Source organism: Aquihabitans sp. McL0605, assembly GCF_049993875.1.
Classification (GTDB): Bacteria; Actinomycetota; Acidimicrobiia; order Acidimicrobiales; family Iamiaceae; genus Aquihabitans.
Window position 1 is genome coordinate 1,139,023 of the sequence record NZ_CP188252.1, and the last position, 18,052, is coordinate 1,157,074.

12 protein-coding genes are annotated in these 18,052 nt (G+C 73.6%); 3 read left to right on the top strand and 9 right to left on the bottom strand.

Annotation, left to right across the window (positions count from 1 at the left end):
- Window positions 1-266 precede the first annotated feature (266 nt).
- From ACPPVX_RS05240 to ACPPVX_RS05280, 9 genes are all read right to left on the bottom strand, one after another.
- A complete protein-coding gene (locus tag ACPPVX_RS05240; RefSeq protein WP_426573844.1) occupies window positions 267-1,946 on the bottom strand; it encodes an amidase family protein in 1,680 nt (559 codons plus the stop codon).
- Window positions 1,936-2,643, bottom strand: coding sequence for a cysteine hydrolase family protein (locus ACPPVX_RS05245; RefSeq protein ID WP_426573845.1), 708 nt, complete (start codon window positions 2,641-2,643; stop codon window positions 1,936-1,938). The genes ACPPVX_RS05240 and ACPPVX_RS05245 overlap by 11 nt, the downstream gene beginning before the upstream one ends.
- Window positions 2,644-2,645: 2 nt before the next feature.
- Complete coding sequence (locus tag ACPPVX_RS05250) at window positions 2,646-3,215, bottom strand: cysteine hydrolase family protein (RefSeq protein WP_426573846.1); 570 nt, start codon at window positions 3,213-3,215, stop codon at window positions 2,646-2,648.
- A complete protein-coding gene (locus ACPPVX_RS05255) occupies window positions 3,212-3,922 on the bottom strand; it encodes an alpha/beta fold hydrolase (RefSeq protein WP_426573847.1) in 711 nt (236 codons plus the stop codon). Before ACPPVX_RS05255 ends, ACPPVX_RS05250 begins: the two co-directional genes overlap by 4 nt.
- A 54-nt stretch (window positions 3,923-3,976) precedes the next feature.
- Complete coding sequence (locus tag ACPPVX_RS05260) at window positions 3,977-5,107, bottom strand: BMP family ABC transporter substrate-binding protein (RefSeq protein ID WP_426573848.1); 1,131 nt, start codon at window positions 5,105-5,107, stop codon at window positions 3,977-3,979.
- Between the two features lie 76 nt (window positions 5,108-5,183).
- Window positions 5,184-6,083 carry an ABC transporter permease gene (locus ACPPVX_RS05265; protein ID WP_426573849.1) on the bottom strand — a complete coding sequence of 300 codons (900 nt, stop codon included), beginning with the start codon at window positions 6,081-6,083 and terminating at the stop codon, window positions 5,184-5,186.
- On the bottom strand, window positions 6,083-7,198 hold the full coding sequence (locus ACPPVX_RS05270; protein ID WP_426573850.1) for an ABC transporter permease: 1,116 nt from the start codon (window positions 7,196-7,198) through the stop codon (window positions 6,083-6,085). Before ACPPVX_RS05270 ends, ACPPVX_RS05265 begins: the two co-directional genes overlap by 1 nt.
- Window positions 7,195-8,805 carry an ABC transporter ATP-binding protein gene (locus ACPPVX_RS05275; RefSeq protein ID WP_426573851.1) on the bottom strand — a complete coding sequence of 537 codons (1,611 nt, stop codon included), beginning with the start codon at window positions 8,803-8,805 and terminating at the stop codon, window positions 7,195-7,197. Before ACPPVX_RS05275 ends, ACPPVX_RS05270 begins: the two co-directional genes overlap by 4 nt.
- Complete coding sequence (locus ACPPVX_RS05280; RefSeq protein WP_426573852.1) at window positions 8,802-9,479, bottom strand: GntR family transcriptional regulator; 678 nt, start codon at window positions 9,477-9,479, stop codon at window positions 8,802-8,804. Before ACPPVX_RS05280 ends, ACPPVX_RS05275 begins: the two co-directional genes overlap by 4 nt.
- Window positions 9,480-9,684: 205 nt before the next feature.
- On the opposite strand from ACPPVX_RS05280, the gene ACPPVX_RS05285 reads away from it, so the two are divergent.
- The 3 genes from ACPPVX_RS05285 to ACPPVX_RS05295 all read left to right on the top strand — a co-directional run bounded on the left by ACPPVX_RS05285 (window position 9,685) and on the right by ACPPVX_RS05295 (window position 18,034).
- Window positions 9,685-10,758: a pirin family protein gene (locus ACPPVX_RS05285; protein WP_426573853.1), complete on the top strand. Its 1,074-nt coding sequence runs from the start codon at window positions 9,685-9,687 to the stop codon at window positions 10,756-10,758.
- A gap of 153 nt (window positions 10,759-10,911) precedes the next feature.
- Window positions 10,912-14,469, top strand: coding sequence for a BTAD domain-containing putative transcriptional regulator (locus ACPPVX_RS05290; RefSeq protein WP_426573854.1), 3,558 nt, complete (start codon window positions 10,912-10,914; stop codon window positions 14,467-14,469).
- A 4-nt stretch (window positions 14,470-14,473) separates the two neighbouring features.
- Complete coding sequence (locus tag ACPPVX_RS05295) at window positions 14,474-18,034, top strand: BTAD domain-containing putative transcriptional regulator (RefSeq protein WP_426573855.1); 3,561 nt, start codon at window positions 14,474-14,476, stop codon at window positions 18,032-18,034.
- Window positions 18,035-18,052: the final 18 nt, after the last annotated feature.

An 18,052-nucleotide genomic window follows, 5' to 3' on the forward strand; every position in this document is an offset into this window, starting at 1 on the left:
CGGGAACGACTCGAACGCCAGCGTGACCGGCCCTACATCCCTGACGACCGGCTCTTCGGCGAGGTCACTCCCGGACCCGACCCAACGCTAGAACCACGACGCCACGCCGTCTCCTCGACGCGCCCCAACACGGCTCAGAAGACCCTCTTGACCCAGAGAGGATTCGTTAGGGGATGCATCTCGCGGGTGGTTCTCGCACTCGACGCCAACACGATTGGTTCGCCGCGAGATCCTCTCGGGGCATAGGCCTTCGTCGTCGGCCAGGGTCAGCGCTTGCTGCGGAGGTAGGCCCGCCAGCCGCCGTGAGCGGTGATGTCGGTGGCGTCGGCGAGGCCGCGGGTCTCGCAGATGAACCCCTTGACCCAGCGGCCATCGGCCAGCTCGACCGAGCCGATCCCCAGCGGCGGGGCCACGGCCGCGACCACCCGGCCCAGGCCGGCGGCGTCGATGGCCCAGACCTCCACCTCGATGGCCCGGCCACCGGCACCCACGCGCTCGAGGCCGGGCCGCACGGGCGGTCCCCCCTGCAGCCGGTAGAGCCGATAGTCGAGTGAGGTGCGCGTGGCCGCCACCAGCTCGGCGCCCTGGTCGGTGAGCTGGTGGTTGAGCGGCTCGCCGCGGAGGTGGGCGCCGACCACCGCCAGGTGGATGCGACCCCCGGCGGCCTCGGCGCCGGCCGTGAGCTCCTCGCGGTGCAGGATGGCAGCCACCGCGGCCACCGACGCCGCGTGGCCGGCGGGGCCGAGCACGGTGACGCCCCCAGGGCCCTCCGGCGCGGGCACGGCGATGGCCGCGAGGCCGAGCAGGTTGGCGAAGGTGGTGTGGCGGCCGAGGCGGGCGTTGACGCCGATCGGGTCGTCGGCCACCTCGTCGAGCGTGGGCAGGAACGAGACGGTGGGGACCACGAGGACGTCGGTGCGGTCCCACCAGGGCGCCAGCTCGTCACGCAGCTCGCCCAGCCGGCGGATGGCGTCGAACACCTCGGTGCCGCGGTACGCCTCGCCGCCGGCCACGACCGTCCGCACCACGTCGACGAGTCCGTTCGGAGCCCCGTCCAGGATGTGGGCCAGCGCAGCGGTGCGGTCGGCCAGCCAGGGACCGCCGTAGAGCAGATCGCCCGCCTCGTGGAACGGGGCCAGATCGACGTCGACCATGCGCATGCCGGCGGCGGCCAGGTCGGCGGCCACCGCATCGGCTCCCCCGGCGACGGCGACCGTGAACGGCCCCTCCGCCACCGGCCACGCGCCGGACGCCATCACCGACTCGACGGCCAGGCCGTCGGCCACCGAGGTGGCGAAGGTCGAGACGCAGTCGATGGTCGGGCTGGCGGGCACGATCCCGTCGATCGGCCGGGTGCCAGGCGCACCCTTCAGGCCGACGATGCCGCACATGGCCGCGGGCACCCGGCCCGATCCGGCGGTGTCGGTGCCCAGGGCGAACGGCACGTGCCCGAGCGCCACGGCCACTGCGGATCCGGACGACGACCCGCCGGGGATCAGGGTGGGATCGAGCGGGTTGACCGGCACCCCGAAGGGCGAGCGCGTGCCCACGAGCCCGGTGGCGAACTGGTCGAGGTTGGTCTTGCCCACGTACAGCGCGCCGGCCGCGAGGAGGCGGTCGATCACGGTGGCCGACCTGTCCGGCACGGTGTCGGTGCCGGGCAGCCCAGTGGAGGTGACCCGGCCGGCCACGTCGATGTTGTCCTTCACCGCAAACGGCACGCCCCAGAGCGGCCGGCCGTCCATCGGCACGTCGACGAGGCCCTTGGCCGCGGCGCGCAGCGCGTCGGCGGGCTCGACGTCGATCCAGATCGCGGGGTCGTCGCACCCGTCGATGCGCGCCAGGACCTCGTCGACGACCGCGACCGGGTCGAGCCCTGCCTGGTACGCCGTGCGGAGACCGCTGATGCCGCTGTCGAGCGGGTGGCCCGGAGCGTCAGACCTCAACAGCCTGGCGCGCCCCGAGCGCCGACAGGAGCGCCGACGAGTGCGCGACCGCACCGAAGACGCCGCCCTGCATCGTGACCATCTTCAGCGCCGCCTCGTAGTTCCCGACATCGGTCGCACCGGTGCAGTCTTCCAGGAGCAGGCACTCGTACCCGCGGTCGTTGGCCTCGCGCATGGTGGTGTGGACGCAGACGTCGGTGGTGATGCCGGTGAGGATGATGTGGGTGATGTTGCGCGTGCGCAGGACCAGGTCGAGCTCGGTGGCGTAGAAGGCGCCCTTGCCCGGCTTGTCGATGATGACCTCGCCCTCGATCGGGTACACCTCGGGGACGATGTCCCAGCCGGGCTCGCCCTTCACGAGGATGCGGCCGCACGGACCGGAATCGCCGATGCCGGCGCCGATCTGCTGCGAGCGCCACAGCTTGTTGGGCGGGCAGTCCGACAGGTCGGGCAGGTGCCCCTCGCGGGTGTGGATCACCAGCATCCCCACCGCCCGGCAGGCGGCGAGCACCTCGACCGTCGGCGCCAGCCCGGCGCGCGTGAGGTTCAGGTCGTAGCCCATGGCGTCGACGTACCCGCCGGGGCCGCAGAAGTCGGTCTGCCAGTCGATGTTGATGAGCGCGGTGTGCTCCGGCTCGAACGCGGCGTCGTACGGCCACGCGTACGGCTGGGCATCGACAGGTCCATGGGTGGTCATGGTCAGGCCTCCTGGGGCGTTGACGGAACGAGGGTGGGAACGGGTTGCAGGGCGCGGAGCACGGCGGGGGTGGTGCCGATGGCGCCGAAGATGCCGCCGGACATGGTGACGGTGGAGGCCGAGGCGGCCTCGAGGTCGGTGGTGAGCGGGGCGCTGGCGTCGGTGACGAGCAGGCACTCGTACCCCCGGTCGTTGGCCGACCGCAGGGTGGAGTGGACGGCCGCCTCGAGGCCGTGGCCGGCGACGAGCAGGTGGGTGCGGCCCTGGGTGCGCAGCAGGTCGTCGAGGGCGCTGGCGTAGAAGCCGTCGATGCCGGGGACCGCGATGGTGATCGCGTCGACGGGCAGGGCCTGCGGGGCGGCGCCGGTGTGGGCCAGCCGGACGACCAGGCCGCCCAGCGCGTCGACGGCGACCGCCAGGTCCCGAGCGCACCGGTCGGGCTCGTCGATCGAGACGCAGCGCGAGGTCCAACCGGCGTCCCAGCCGGCCAGCACCAGGGCGAGGTGGCCGCCGGCGAGCCGGCCGTCGTAGGGCCAGGCGTAGGGGTCGGTGCCCTCGACGTGGATGGTCATGCGGATCCTCCGGAGGGGACGGTCTGCCAGGCGGTCACGATCTCGGTGAACGCCTGCGGGGCATCGATCTGGGCGGCGTTTCCGGCACCGGGCACCTCGACGAGGTCGGCGGCGGCCCAGCGGCGGAGCTGCTCGGCGGCGGCCCAGCGCTCGGGCCCGCTGCGGGAACCGACCGTGACGAGGAGCGGCAGGGGACGAAGGGCGGTGAGGTCGGCGACGCTGGGGTCGAAGGCGGCGAACTGAGCGATCTCACCTCGCCAGCGGACGGCGTGGGAGCTGGATGCGGCCTGGCCCTCAGGGCCGAGCGAAGCCCAGGTGGCATCGCCCATCACCGCCCGGACCACCTCCATCGCCTCGGGCTCCCCAGCCGAGGCGATGGCGGCAGACCGCTGGAACTGCGAGTGGAGCTCGGGGGCGAGCGCCCCGACGAGCGGTTCGTGGAGGGCCAGCGCGCTCACCGTCTGCGGGTGGCGGATGCCGAGGCACAGGCCCAGGGTGGCGCCACCGCTCACGCCCACCAGCCGGGCACCCAGCGCACCGACCTCAGCGAGGAGGGTGGCGAGGAGATCGGCCTGGAGCGGGAGCGGGAGCGCCGTCCCACCGGGCCCCACCGGGCGCTCGAGGGCCACCACGCGGTGACGGTCCTCGAGGAGCTCCGCCATGGCGGCGAAGGACTCCGGCCCGACCCCGACGCCGTGCAGCAGCACGACGACGGGACCATGGCCACGATCCAGTGGGGCAGCGGTGGGCATGGCGATCGGTCAGCCGATCTTTCCGACGACGCCCTGGACGAAGTAGTCCATGGTCTCGATCTGGGCATAGGTGGGCTGCTCGCCCGCCTTCACCACGATCTTGCCGTCCTGGTCCTTCACCGGTCCCTTGAAGGGCGAACCGCCGTCGACGAAGCTCTGCTTGGCCTTCTCGATGGTGGCCTTGGTGTCGGCGTCGACCATCGAGCCGTACGGCGACTGGACGAACGGGTTGTTGCCGGTCTGGAGGCCGACCCGGAAGTCACCGTCGTACTTGGATCCCTTGAACTTTCCGGCCTGCACCGTCTTCACGATGTCGGTGTAGAGCGGGCCCCAGTTCCACTCGGAGCCGGTGACCCAGCCCTTGGGAGCGAGCGAGGACGCATCGTGGTGGTAGCCCACCGACATGGCGCCGGCGGCTTCGGTGGCCTCGATGATCGTCTTCGTGCAGTCCTGGTGCTGGCTGATCACGTCGACGTCCTTGTCGAGCAGGCTCTTGACGGCCTGGGCCTGGACCGACGGATCGCACCAGCTGCCCGTGGCGATGGTGGTGGTGGTCGCCTTGGGGTTGACCGACTGGGCGCCCAGCGTGAAGGCGTTGATGTTGGCCAGGGTCTGCGGGATCGGGAAGGCGTAGATGTAGCCGAGCTTGTTGGTCTTGGTGGCCTTCCCAGCGGCGATGCCGGCCAGGTACACGGGCTCGTACACGGTGCCGAAGTAGGTGCCGAGGTTGTCGAGCTTGGCGTCGCCCTTCAGGCCGCCCTGGTGGACGAACACCACGTCCGGGTTCTTCTCGGCCAGGTTCTTGGCGAACTCAAAGTGCCCGTAGCTGGTGGCGAAGATGAGCTTGGCGCCCTTGTCGATCATGTTCTGCATGACCTGCTCGGCGTCGGCCGTCTCCGGCACGTTCTCCGCTTGGAGCACCTTCGCACCGGTGGCCTTCTCCATGGCGATGCTGCCCTCGTAGGCGGCCTGGTTGTAGCCGTAGTCGTCCTTGGGGCCGACGTAGATGAAGCCGACCGTCAACGGGCCGTCCTTCGTCGAGCTCGAGCTCGAGGTCGAGTCGCTGGAGCCGCAGGCGGACGCGACGACCGCCAGGGACAACCCGAGCAACAAGGCAAGGGCGCGGATGGATCGGGACATGGGGTCTCCTTGGTCAGGGTCTTGCGGGGTGGTTTGGGGTGGGGTGGTGAAGGTGGACGAGGCGGCCGGGAAGCCGTCAGGCCTCGAAGACCTGCTCGAGCGCCGCCGGTCCGCCGTGGATCCGCCGCCGGCTGAGCAGGGCGAGCACGAACAGCACGAGCACGTACGGCAGGGACTGGAGGAGGTAGCGGGAGATGTCCGACCCCTCGGCCTGCAGGTACAGGTTGAGGGCGATGGCGCCGCTGAAGAGGTAGGCGCCCAGCTGGAGCTTGTAGGGCACCCAGCCGGCGAAGATGACGAGCGCCACCGCGACGTAGCCCCGGCCCACGGTCATCTGCTCGGACCAGTTGAGGGTGGACGCCGTCGACAGCTGGGCGCCGCCGATGCCCGACATCGCCCCGCCGAACAGGACCGCCGCCCACCGCACCGCGGTGGCCGAGGTGCCGTAGATCTCGAGCACCTCGGGGCCTTCGCCGGCGGCCCGCAGGATCAGGCCGGCACGGGTCCGCCACAGGCCCCACGTCACCAGGGGCACGGCGAGGAACGAGAGGTACGTCAGGGGGTCGTGCTGGAAGAGGATCGGCCCGAAGAACGGGAGCTTGGAGAGCCCCGGGATGTTCCACGTCTTCAAGGGGACGACGCCCTTGCCCACGTAGTCCTGGCCGAACAGGGCGGTGATGCCGATGCCGAGGAAGCTGACGACGAGGCCCATCGCGATCTGGTTGGCCTTGCGCACCAGCACCATGGCGGCGAACACGGCGGCCAGGGCGGCGCCGCCGACGATGCCGGCCAGCACCCCGATCCACGGGTTGCCGGTCTCGATGCCGACGGCGTAGGCGGCGAGGGCGCCGCAGAGCATCGACCCCTCCGTACCGAGGTTGATGACGCCCGACCGCTCGGCGACCACCTCGCCCAGGCCGGCGAAGACGATGCACGTGCCGCCGGCGACGGCACCCGTGAGGACTTGCTCGATCATCAGGACTCCTGACGGGCCGGGCGCGAGCCCCAGCCGAGGACGGCGAACAGGACGAGGGCCATGAGGATGTTCACGGCCCCACCGGACAGCCCGGCGGTGATCTTCAGGCCACTGCCGCCCACGGCGATGGCGCCCAAGATGACCGCCGACAAGATGCACTTGAGGGGATCGTGCTTGGCCAGCCACGAGGCGAGGAAGCCCACGAAGCCGATGCCGGCGAGCAGCTCGGGCCGGAGGCGGCCCTCGGTCCCGGCCACCTCGATCATCCCGCCGAGGCCCGCCATGGACCCGCCGACCGCCATGGCGGCGATGGACAGCCCACCCACCGCCAGCCCGGCCCGCCGGGCCGCCGACGGGTTGCCGCCGATGACCTTCAGCTTGAAGCCCCAGGTCGTGTACTTGAGGATGGCCCAGAGGATCACGGCCGCCGCCAGCGCCACGAAGATGCCAGGGTGCACCCGCTCGCCCCAGATGATCGGGAAGCGCTCGGGACCGGTGAGCTCACGGGAGTAGGCCTGACCGAGGCTCTGCGGGTCCTTCCAGGGCTCGAAGCAGAGCCAGGTGACGATGATCGCGGCGATGTAGTTGAGCAGCAGGCTGGAGATGGCCTCGTTGGTGCGGGTCACCACCTTGAGGACGGCGGGGAGCGCCGCCCAGGCCGCACCGAAGGCGGCGCCGCACACGCCCATGAGCGTCAAGGTCACGACGCTGGGAGCTGCGCCCCCGAGCTTGTCGGCCATGACGATGGCCCCGATGGCGCCCATGAGCAGCTGGCCCTCACCGCCCAGGTTGAACAGCCCGGCCCGGGCGGGCACGGCTGCGGCCAGCGCGGCCAGCAGGATCGGTGTCGCGGCGATGAGCGTCTCGCCCACGCTGTCGGGAGAGCCGAGCGACGTGTTCCACATGGACCGCAGGACCGACACGGGATCCGCGCCCTTGGCGATGAGGAACGCCGAGAAGATGACCAGCGTGCACACGATCAGGACGACCCAGCGCAGGACCAGCATCGGAAGGCGCTCGATGAGGGTGGGCGCGTCGGCGCCGTGGTCGACCGGGGGCGGACCTTCGCCCTCGGGGACGGGTTCGGTGATGGGAGGTGCGTCGAGCGCGGTCATGCGGCTGCCCCCTGGAGCATCAGCCGGCCGATGGCTTGTCGGTCGGTCGTGGATGGATCGACCACGCCGGCGACGTGGCCGTCGTGCAGGACGACGATGCGGTCCGCCATCAAGAGCAGCTCGTCGAGGTCCTCGGACACCATGAGGATCCCGGCCCCCGCCGCCCGGCGGTCGAGCAGCAGCTGCTGGGTCGCCCGCACCGAAGCGATGTCGAGGCCCCGGCTCGGGTAGGCGACCACGACGAGCTTGGGCTCGTCGACGAGGAAGGTGCGGGTCAGCACCACCCGCTGGATGTTGCCGCCGGAGAGCGTCGACACGTCCCGATCGAGCGGTGCGAGGTGCAGCTTCTCGGCGATGTCGGTCTCCCCCACCATGCGGCGGACGGTCCTCCAGTCGATCCGGGGCCCGGAGGTGGGCAGCGGGCGGCCGTTGAGGGCGAGGTGCTGGAGGATCGCCAGGCCGCCGACCACGGCATCGTTCACGGGGTCTTCGGGGACGATCACCGCCCCGGCGTTCAACGCCTTCTTCGGCTTGCCGGCCCGCCCGATGTCGGTGCCGCCGATGTGGATCTCCCCGGCCTCGAGCGGCAGGACGCCGAGCACCGCGTCGAGCAGCTCGCGCTGGCCGTTGCCCGACACGCCGGCCACACCGACCAGCTCGCCCGGCTGGACCATGAAGGTGACGTCGGTGATGCGGTGGTGGCCGTCGGGGCTCTTGGCGCTGACGCCGTTGACCACCAGCGCCGGGTCGCCCTTCTGGGGCGGCTCCCGGTGGGCCGGGAGCGGCGGCGGCACGCTGCCGACCATCGCCTCGATCAGCTCGTCGTCGGAGAGCTCCCGGGGGTTGGCACCCGACAGGACCATGGCCCCGCCCCGGAGCACCGTGGCGCGGTCGGCCACCGCCCGGGTCTCGGCCAGCTTGTGGGTGATGAGCGCGATGCCCAGACCGTCGGAGCGGAGGCGGTCGATGACCGCGAGCAGGGCATCGACCTCCTGGGGGGCCAGGGCGCTGGTGGGCTCGTCGAGGATGACGACCTTGGCGTCCATCAGGAGCACCCGGAGGATCTCGACGAGCTGGCGCTCGGCGATCGACAGGTCGCGCACGACCGCATCGGGGTTGACGGCCAGGCCGTACTTCTCGGCCCCGTCGGCCACCCGGCTCCGGGCGACCGACCGCTTGTAGCGACCCGAGCCGCACGCCAGGTCGACGTTCTCGGCGACGGTGAGCGCCGGCACCAGGCGGAGGTCCTGGAACACCATGCCGATGCCCGCGGCGCGAGCGGCGGCGGTGGAGCCCAGCTCGATCGGCTCGCCGTGCACGAGCACCTCGCCCACCTGCGGCGTGTTCACGCCGTAGAGCACCTTCATCAGGGTGCTCTTGCCGGCACCGTTCTCCCCGAGGAGGGCGTGCACCTCGCCGGCATGGATCGAGAAGTCCACGGCATCGTTCGCCACGAGCGGCCCGAACCGCTGGGTGATCTGGCGGGCGTCGAGGATCGGCGTGGCCGTCAAGACGGCCGCGTCGGCCAGGTGCGCCTCGACCGCGGGCGGCGAGCCCGTCAGGGTGGCGTCGATGGGCGTCGGTTCAGATGGGGTGGTGTCGGTCATCGGGCACTCCGGTCGAGCATGCGGGCGATCACGAGGGCGGCGCGCTCCTCGACGACGGAGAACGACTCGGCGAAGTGGCCGATGAGCCGCTCCTCGGACCGTTCCATGTCGCCGTCGAGCAGGGCATCGAGCACGCCGAGGTGCTGACCGATGGTCAGCTCGACGCGCTCGGCGGTGAGGAAGTCCTGCATCCGCACGATGCGGATGCGCTCGTTCACCTTGTGGAGCTGGTCCACGAGCGACTGGTTGCCGGCAGCGGCGGCGAGGCGCTCGTGGAAGTCCTCGTCCAGCAGCACGAAGTCGCCGTCGACGTCGTCATCGTCGGCGGGCGAGTCCATGTCGGCCCAGTCGGACTGGAGGGCCCGGACGAGGGCCTCGTCGTGGGCCGGCTCGGACCCGACGGTCCGGCGCAGGGCGAACCGCTCGAGCGCGAACCGGATCTCGTACAGCTCCGAGATGACGTGGAGGTTGATGAGCGTCGGGCCGAACCCGCCGTCGGGCAGGCGCTCCACCAGGCCCTCGGAGTGCAGCCGCGACAGCGCCTCCCGGATGGGGGTGCGCGAGACGCTCAGCTCGGCGGCCAGGCGCTCCTCCCCGAGGCGGCTCCCGGGCGCGAAGTCACCGTTCAACAACCGCTGCCGAAGGGAGTGGTACGCCAGCTCCCTGCGGCTCATGCTTGTATCCGGGTCTGTATACACGCAGGTCAACGTAGAGATCAGCCGTGTACGCCCCGTGTCTCGTCCATGACCAGATCAGGTCTGTCCGCTGACGGGTTACTGACAGCTCACCCTCGTCGGAGCCGGCCGACCTGCGGGTTCGCGGCCGGCTCCGGACGTCTGTCCGGAGTGGAGGTTGCGACGCCCCCGTAGCGTGGTGGCCATGAGCGCGACGACCGACCCCGATGCCACGGCCCCCGACACCACCTCCGCCACCCCCTCCGACGACGTGGTGCTCCAAGAGGTGGAGCTCGGCACCCAGTGGCCCACCATCGACCCCTTCTTGTTCTGCGCCCACCACCTCGACCAGTACCCCGAGGGCGACGGCGAGCTGGGCCCGGCGGCCACGTTCGAGGGTCGCGAGATGGGCCAGGACTTCGCGGGCGTCGACGGCTGGAACATGTACCACGGGTCCCACGTGCCCGGGTTCCCCCAGCACCCCCACCGCGGGTTCGAGACGGTCACCGTCGTCCGCGAGGGCCTGATCGACCACAGCGACTCGCTCGGCGCCACCGCCCGCTTCGGCCGCGGCGACACCCAGTGGCTCACCGCGGGTGCCGGCGTCGTCCACTCGGAGATGTTCCCCCTCGTCGACGCGGAGGGGCCCAACCCGCTCCACCTCTTCCAGATCTGGCTCAACCTCCCCGCCGCCGACAAGCTCGTCGACCCGTACTTCACGATGCTGTGGGCCGAGGAGACGCCCACGGTCGAGGCCACCGATGCCCAGGGCCGCAAGGCCGTCGTCACCGTCATCGCCGGCGCCCTCGGCGACGTGCAGCCGCTCGCCCCTCCGCCCAACTCGTGGGCGGCGCACCCCGAAGCCGATCTCGCCATCTGGCACCTCGAGCTCGAGCCGGGCGCCGAGTGGGAGCTGCCCGCCGCGGCTGGTCCCGACACCATCCGCACCCTCTACGTGTTCGAAGGGGCGGGCGTCGAGGTCGGCGGCCACCACCTCGACAACGAGGTCGGCGCGGTCGTGCGCTGCGATGCCCCCACCACGCTGGTGGCCGGCCCCGAGCGGGTCGAGCTCCTGATCCTCCAAGGGCGGCCCATCGGCGAGCCCGTCGCCCGCTACGGCCCCTTCGTGATGAACACCGAAGACGAGATCCGTCAGGCCTTCTCCGACTACCAGCGCACCGGGTTCGGGGGCTGGCCGTGGACCGACGACGCTCCCGACCACGGTGCCGACCGCGGCCGTTTCGCCCTGCACGCCGATGGGCGCATGGAGGAGCGCTGACCTGGGGGTGGTCTCCGAGCGCGGGCCGCGCACCGGCCGTCCGCAGCTCCCGCTGCGACCGCTAGCTTTTCTCGACCGGCGGTCGGACCCTGCGCCGACCGGTAGTCACCCCGCAGGACCGTGTCCCAGACCGACGCTCCACCCCATCCCCGCTTGACGATCTCCGTCCTCGGGCCTGTGCGCGCCCGTCGCGACGGCACCTCGATCGTGCTCGGCGGCAAGCGCCAGCGGGGCGTGCTCGCCCGCCTGGCCGTGGCCGGCGGCCACGTGGTGCCCACCGACCGGGTGATCGACGACCTGTGGGCGGGCGAGCCGCCCGCGTCGGCCGCCAACACGCTGCAGAGCTACGTCTCCAACCTGCGGCGGGCGCTCGGCGGCTCGGCCCCGGCCATCGAGCGCGTGGGCGACGGCTACCGGATCAGCACCGAGGTGGCCGAGCTCGCCACCGACCGGTTCGAGCAGCTCGTCGACGACGCCCTGCGCGGAGCGGTCGGCCCGCCATCCGAGCGGGTCGACCGGCTCGATGCCGCGCTCGGCCTGTGGGACGGCCCGGCGCTGGGCGACCTGGCCGACGAGGCCTGGGCCAAGGGCGAGGCCCTCCGCCTCGACGAGCTGCGCCTCGCCGCCGCCGAGGAGCGCTTCCAGCTCCTGCTCGACGAGGGCCACCACGCCACCGCGGTGGCCGAGCTCGCGGCCGCAGTGGAGACCCACCCGCTCCGCGAGCGCCTGGCTCAGCAGCTGGTGCTCGCCCTCTACCGCTGCGGCCGCCAGCCCGAGGCCCTCCGGGCGTACGAGCAGACCCGCGAGCACCTCGCCGAGGAGCTCGGGCTCGACCCGAGCCCCGACCTGGTCCGGCTCGCCGCCGCCGTCGCCGAACGGGATCCGGCCCTCGATGCGCCCGAGCCGGTCCTCGACGCCGCCGCCACTGCCGCCACGCCTGGCGCTCGGGCGTTGGGTTGGGAGCACCCCACCGCCCCCGACGTGGGGCCTCCCGCCGGTCCGCTCGACCTCCCGCCGGCGGTCACCGAACGGCGGATCCGCGGCGCGTTCGTGGGGCGCGAAGCGGAGCTGGCCGAGCTCGACCGGGCGTGGCAGGCCGTGGCGGCCGGCGACCGCCGCATGGTGGTGCTCACCGGCGAGCCCGGGATGGGCAAGACCCGCCTCGCCCAGGTGTTCGCCCAGCGGGTGCACGATGCCGGCGGCCACGTGCTCTGGGGCCGGTGCACCGCCGAGAACCTCGTCGCCTACCAGCCGGCGGCCGAGGCGCTGCGGACGGCGCTGCGGGTGGTGAGCCCCGAACGGGTGCGCGCCATCGTCGAGCCCCGCCCGGCCCTTCGCCTGCTGCTCCCCTCCGACGACCTGGCCGCACCGGTCGAGGCCACCACCGACGCCGGCCGCTACGAGCTCTACGAAGCCCTGGCCGAGGTGGTCGGCGCCGTGGCCGCCTCGGGACCCGTCGTCTACGTGATCGACGACGTGCAGTGGGCCGATCGCTCCACGCTCGGCCTCGTCGAGCACCTGGTCCGCCACGTGCAGTCAGGTCGGCTCCTGGTCGTGGCCACGGTCCGCCGCCCCGCGGGGCGCCCCACCGTCGACCTCGACCGGCTCCTCGCCGACCTCCGCCGGGACCGGCGCCTCGACGAGGTGGGCGTGGGCGGCATGACCACCGGCGACGTCGCCGACCTCCTCGCCGCCCGGGGCGTCACCGAGGCCCACCAGGTGGCCGAGGCCCTGCGCCACCGCACCGGCGGCAACCCCTTCTTCCTGGAGTCGCTGGCCGAGCACGGCGACGACCTCCCCCCGCTCGACGGGCGCGACCTGCCCACCAGCGTGCGCGACCTGATCGACCTGCGGGTCGACGCCCTCCCCACCGACACGGCCCGGGTGCTCACCACCGCGGCGGTGATCGGGATGCGCATCGACCTCGACCTGCTCGGCGAGGTCGCCGGCCTCGGCCCCGACGCCCTGCTCGACCAGGTCGATGCGGTCGTGGAAGCAGGGCTGCTCGCCGAGGACGAGGACCTGGGGTGGGTGACGTTCCCGCACGCCCTCGTCCGCCAGGCGCTCATCGCCCGCACCACCCGCAACCGCGAAGCGCAGCTCCACCTCCAGGTGGCCGACGCCCTCGCCGCCCACCCCGGATCCGACCAGGCCATCGCCGTCGCCCAGCACCTGGCGAGCGCCGGTCGGCTCTGCCCCCCGACCCGCGCCGGGCGGGCCGCGGTCGACGCCGGCCGCGCCGCGCTCGCCACCCACGCCGACGACGAGGCCCGCACCTGGGGGGAGCGGGCGCTGGCCTCGGTGAGCGGCACCGAGCACGACGACGCCTGGGCCATCACCGCCGACGCGCACCTCCTGGTGGCCGAGGCCAGCCGGCGCCTCGGGGAGCTGCAGGCCGCCGAGGCCGCGCTCGACGCGGTCATCGGCGAGGCCCGGTCGCGCGACGACGGCGCCGTCCTCGCCCGCGCCGCCCAGGAGCGGTGCCTCGACATCGCCGGCGTGGGCTTCGCCTTCGGGACCGTCGACCTCGAGCTGCTGGCGCTGCTCGACGACGCCCTGGCCCTCGCCCCCGGCGACGAGGTGACCGCCGACCGCACCAGCGTGCTCGCGTGGTCGTCGATCGCCCGCAACAGCACCACCGAGAAGCCCCGCCAGCGCGAGCTGGCCGATCGGGCGCTCACCGATGCCCGGTCGCTCCCCGACCGGCCGGGCCTGCTCGCCCTCGCCCTGCTCGCCGAGCGCCTGGCCCACGCCACGCCCGACGGGCTCGAGCGCCGCCTCGAGATCGGGCCGGAGATGGGCGCCGCCGCCGCCGACGCGGGCTGGGCCGAGCTCACGGTCGTGAGCATGGTCCTCGACGTCGTCGACCTGCTCGAGCACGCCGATGCCCACGCCGCCCGGGCGCGCATCGACGACCTCGAGAGCTTCATCGTCCCGTTCCGCCAGCCCGGCTACGACGCCTACCACCTCTTCCTCTCGGCGGCGGTCACGCAGATGGACGGCCGCCACGCCGAGGCCGAGCGGCTCTCGGCGCGGGCCAACGAGCTCGGCGAGACCTCCCACGCCGACAACGCCCGCCACGCCCGGGCCGGCCAGCTGTTCATGCTGGCGCGGGACCTGGGCACCGTTGGCGAGCTCGTCCCGCTCACCGCCGCCATGGTCGCCGAGTACCCCACCCTCGCGGTGTGGCTCACCGCCCACGCCACTGCCTGCGCCGCCGCGGGCGACCTCGACGCGGCGCGCGCCGCGGTCGAGCAGCTGATCGCCCACGACGGGCTCGAGGCCATCGACTCCACCTGGTCCACCAGCGTCGCCCAGCTGGCCGAGGTGTGCTGGATGATCGGCGAGCCGGCCTGGTGCGCGGACCTGGCCGACCGGCTCGAGCCCGTCGCCGACCACATGGCGATCACCGGCATGGGCGCCGTGTGCCTCGGCCCGCTCGATCGCCACCGCGCCCTCGCCCTCGACGGGGCCGGCCGCCCGGACGAGGCCATCGAGGCGCTCGGTCGGGCCATCTCGGTCTGCGAGGCGCAGGACATCACCCTGTGGCTGGCCCGGGCGCTGGCCGAGCGCGCTCTCCTGCTCGACCGGCGCAGCGGCCCCCACGACGCCGAGCGGGCCGCGCTCGACCGCGTCCGGGCCCACCGGATCGCACGGGGCCTCGGCGTCCGGCTGGCCCTCGGCCCCGTCGAGTACCCCGGGACGGCCTGACGAGATGAGCGACCGCGCCACGCCTCCCACGCTGGTGGTGTCGCTGCTGGGCCCCGTGCGGGCCTGGCGCGACGGCGAGCCCGCCGCGCTCGGCGGTCGGCGCCAGCGAGCGGTCCTCGTCCGCCTCGCGCTCTCGGGCGGCGACCCGGTGGCGGTCGACCGGCTGGTCGACGACCTCTGGTCCGGCGAGCCGCCGCCCAGCGCCATCAGCTCGCTCCAGAGCTACCTGTCGAACCTGCGCAAGGCGCTCGGCGCCGACCTGCAGCCGATCGAACGGATCGGTGACGCCTACCGCCTCCAGCTCCCACAGGGCGCGCTCGACACCGACCGGTTCGCCGCGCTGCTCGACCTCGCGGCCGACGCCGACGACGACCAGGAGCGGCTCGCGCTCCTCGACGAAGCGCTCGCCCTCTGGCAGGGCCGCGCCATCGCCGACTTCGCCGACGAGCCGTGGGCGCGCGGCGACGTGGTCCGCCTCGAGCAGCACCGGCTGGCCGCCCAGCACGACCGCTTCGCCCTCCTCCTCGACCTCGGTCGCCACGCCCTCGCGGCCGGCGAGATCGAGGCGGCCCTGGCCGAGCACCCGCTCCACGAGGCGTTCGCCGCCCAGCTGGTGCTCGCCCTGTACCGCGGCGGCCGCCAGGCCGAGGCCCTGCGCGCGTTCGAGCGGATGCGGGCCACGCTGGCCGACGAGCTCGGCCTGGCCCCCGGCCCCGAGCTGGCCCGCCTCGCCGACCAGGTCCTCGCCCAGGACCCGGCGCTCGCCGCTCCCACCCCCGCCGAGCCGTCCACCCCTCCGCCCTCCGCCGACGCCGGGGCGGCGGCCACGGACGACGCCGACACCGACGAGGCCGAGGAGTCCGCCGAGAGCCCGCTCCCCTTGCCGCCGGCCGTCGCCGAGCGGCGCACGCGCAGCGCCTTCGTGGGCCGCACCGCCGAGCGCACCGTGCTCGACCGCGCGTGGGAGGCGGCCATGGCGGGCGAGCGCCACCTCCTGGTGGTGTCCGGCGAAGCCGGGGTGGGCAAGACCCGCCTGACCCAGGAGACCGCCCGAGGGCTGCACGCCCGGGGTGCCTACGTGCTGTGGGGCCGGTGCACGCCCGAGCACCTCATCGCCTACCAACCCATCGTCGAGTCGCTGCGGACCGCCCTGCGCTCGCTGCCCGTCGAGCGGGTGCGCGAGCTCGTGGAGCCCCGCCCTCCGCTCGGCCTGCTGCTGCCCGAGCTGGCCGAGGGCGTCGACCTCCCCGCCCGCACCGGCCGCTTCGAGCTCTACGAGGCCCTCGCCGACCTCCTCGCCGAGGTCACCCTCGCCACCCCCATGCTCCTGGTGATCGACGACCTCCAGTGGGCCGACCCGTCCACGCTCACCCTGCTCGACCAGGTCCTGGCCAACCCCCGGGGCGGGCGGGTGCTCATCGTGGCCACCATGCGCCGGCCCGCCGGCCGGCCCACCCCCGAGGTCGACCGGTTCCTGGCCGAGGCCCGCCGGGCCCAGCGCTTCACCTCGATCGACCTCGAGGGCCTCGACCGGGGCGCGGCGTCGGAGCTGCTCCACGAGCGCGGCGTCGCCATGGCCGGCGCCGAGCTCGACGCGATCCTCGACCGCACCGCCGGGAACCCGCTGTTCATCGAGGCGCTCGCCGACCCGACCGACACGGCGTCGCTCACCGACGCACGCGAGCTGCCCGCCACGGTGCGGGACCTGTTCGACCAGCGCTACCGGGCGGTCGACGACCGCACCGCGGCGGTGACCGTGGCGGCCGCGGTGATCGGCCAGCGGGTCGACATCGAGCTGCTCGGCGCCGTGACCGACCTCGACCAGGCCAGCCTCCTCGACGTGCTCGACGAGGCCATCGATGCCGGTCTGCTGGCCGAGGACGAGGACATCGGGTGGGTCACGTTCCCGCACGCACTCGTCCGCCAGTCGCTCATCGCCCGCACCACGCGCAACCGCGAGGCCCGCCTCCACGTCACCGTGGCCGACGCGCTCGAGGCCCGCCCGAGCGCGCCCGACCACGCCACCACCGTCGCCCAGCACCTGTTCGCGGCGGGCCGGGCCTGCCCCGCCGAGCGGGCGTCGGCCGCCGCGGTCGCCGCCGGCCGCCGAGCCCTCGAGGTGGTCGCCGACGAGGAGGCGCTGATCTGGTCGCGCCGCGCCGTCGATGCCCTCGCCGCCACCGACAAGAGCACGCCCACCTGGCAGCGCGCCCGGGCCGAGGCCCTGCTGCTCCTCGGCGAGACCCAGCGCCTCCTCGGCCAGCTCGACGACGCCCGCAGCGCGCTGACGAGCGTGATGGACCTGGCGAGGCGCCAGCACGACGCGGCGGTGCTGGCCCGCGCCGCCCAGCAGTGGGCGCTGGCGTCGGGGGCCATCGGCTTCTCGTTCGGCGGCCTCGACGACGAGCTCATCGCCCTGATCGACGAGGCCCGCAGCGCGATCGGCCCCGACGACCACGCCGAGCGGGCGGCTCTCCTGGCCTGGTCGTCCCTCGCGCTCAACCCCGGCGACGATCGCGACGGGCAGGACCGCCTGTCGATCGAAGCCCTCGAGGCCGCCGCCGAGGTCCCCGGGAACGCCCACATCCAGGCGCTGACCCTGTTCGCCCGGCACATGGCGGTCGGCGGTCCGGCCGGGCTCGACGAGCGGCTCTCGCTGCTCGCGCCGCTGCGCACCGCCGCACGCGGGTGGAGCGAGCTCGAGGTCCTGGCGCGCGCCCTGGCCGTCGTCGACCTCCTCGAAGCCGACCGGGTCGCCCAGGCCGATGCAGCCCTCGAGGAGCTGCGTGCGTTCGTCGAGCCCATCCACCGGCCGGCGCTCGACACCTTCGTCGCCTTCTTCGACGCCATGTGGGCGCTCCTGCGGGGCGACCTCGCTCGCGCCGATGAGCGCTCCACCCACGCCCTCACCATCGGCACCGATGCCCACGGCGAGAACGCCGCCACCGCCTGGGCGGGCCAGCAGTTCCTCATCGCCCTCGAGCGCGGCCAGCTGCCGGCCCTCATCGACGAGCTGGCCGGGCTCGTCGACGACCAGCCGCTGGTGCCGGTGTGGGGCATCGGGCTCGCCCGGTCCCTGGTGGCCTCCGGCGAGCCCGAGCGCGCCATCGAGATGGCCCACCGGTACCTCGGCGATGGCGGCCTGACCGTGCACCCGCGCTCCGTGCTGCGCTACCTCGTGGCCGCGCTCGCCGCCGAGGTCTGCTGGCTCACCGGCGACCCGCTGCTGGCCGAGCACCTGCTCGTGGAGCTGGCCCCCATCTCGCACCGCGTCGGCGTGGCCGGGCTGGCCGCCGCGTCGGTGGGCCACCTCGTGCGCCACCACGGCCTGGTGCTGGCGGTGGCCGGCGACCTCGACGCGGCCGACGGCCTCCTCGACGTGGCCGTCGCGTCCGCCGCCGCCGCCGGCTTCGACGTGGCGCGCGCCCACGCGCTGGCCGAGCGCGCCGTGGTCCTGCGTCGCCGCGGCCACACCGGCGATCAGGCCGAAGCCGACCGCTGCGCGGCCGAAGCCGAAGCCCTCGCCGCCGACCTCGGCGTGGTGCTCGAGCTCCCCGCCGATTGAACAGGTTCCAAGCGGGGC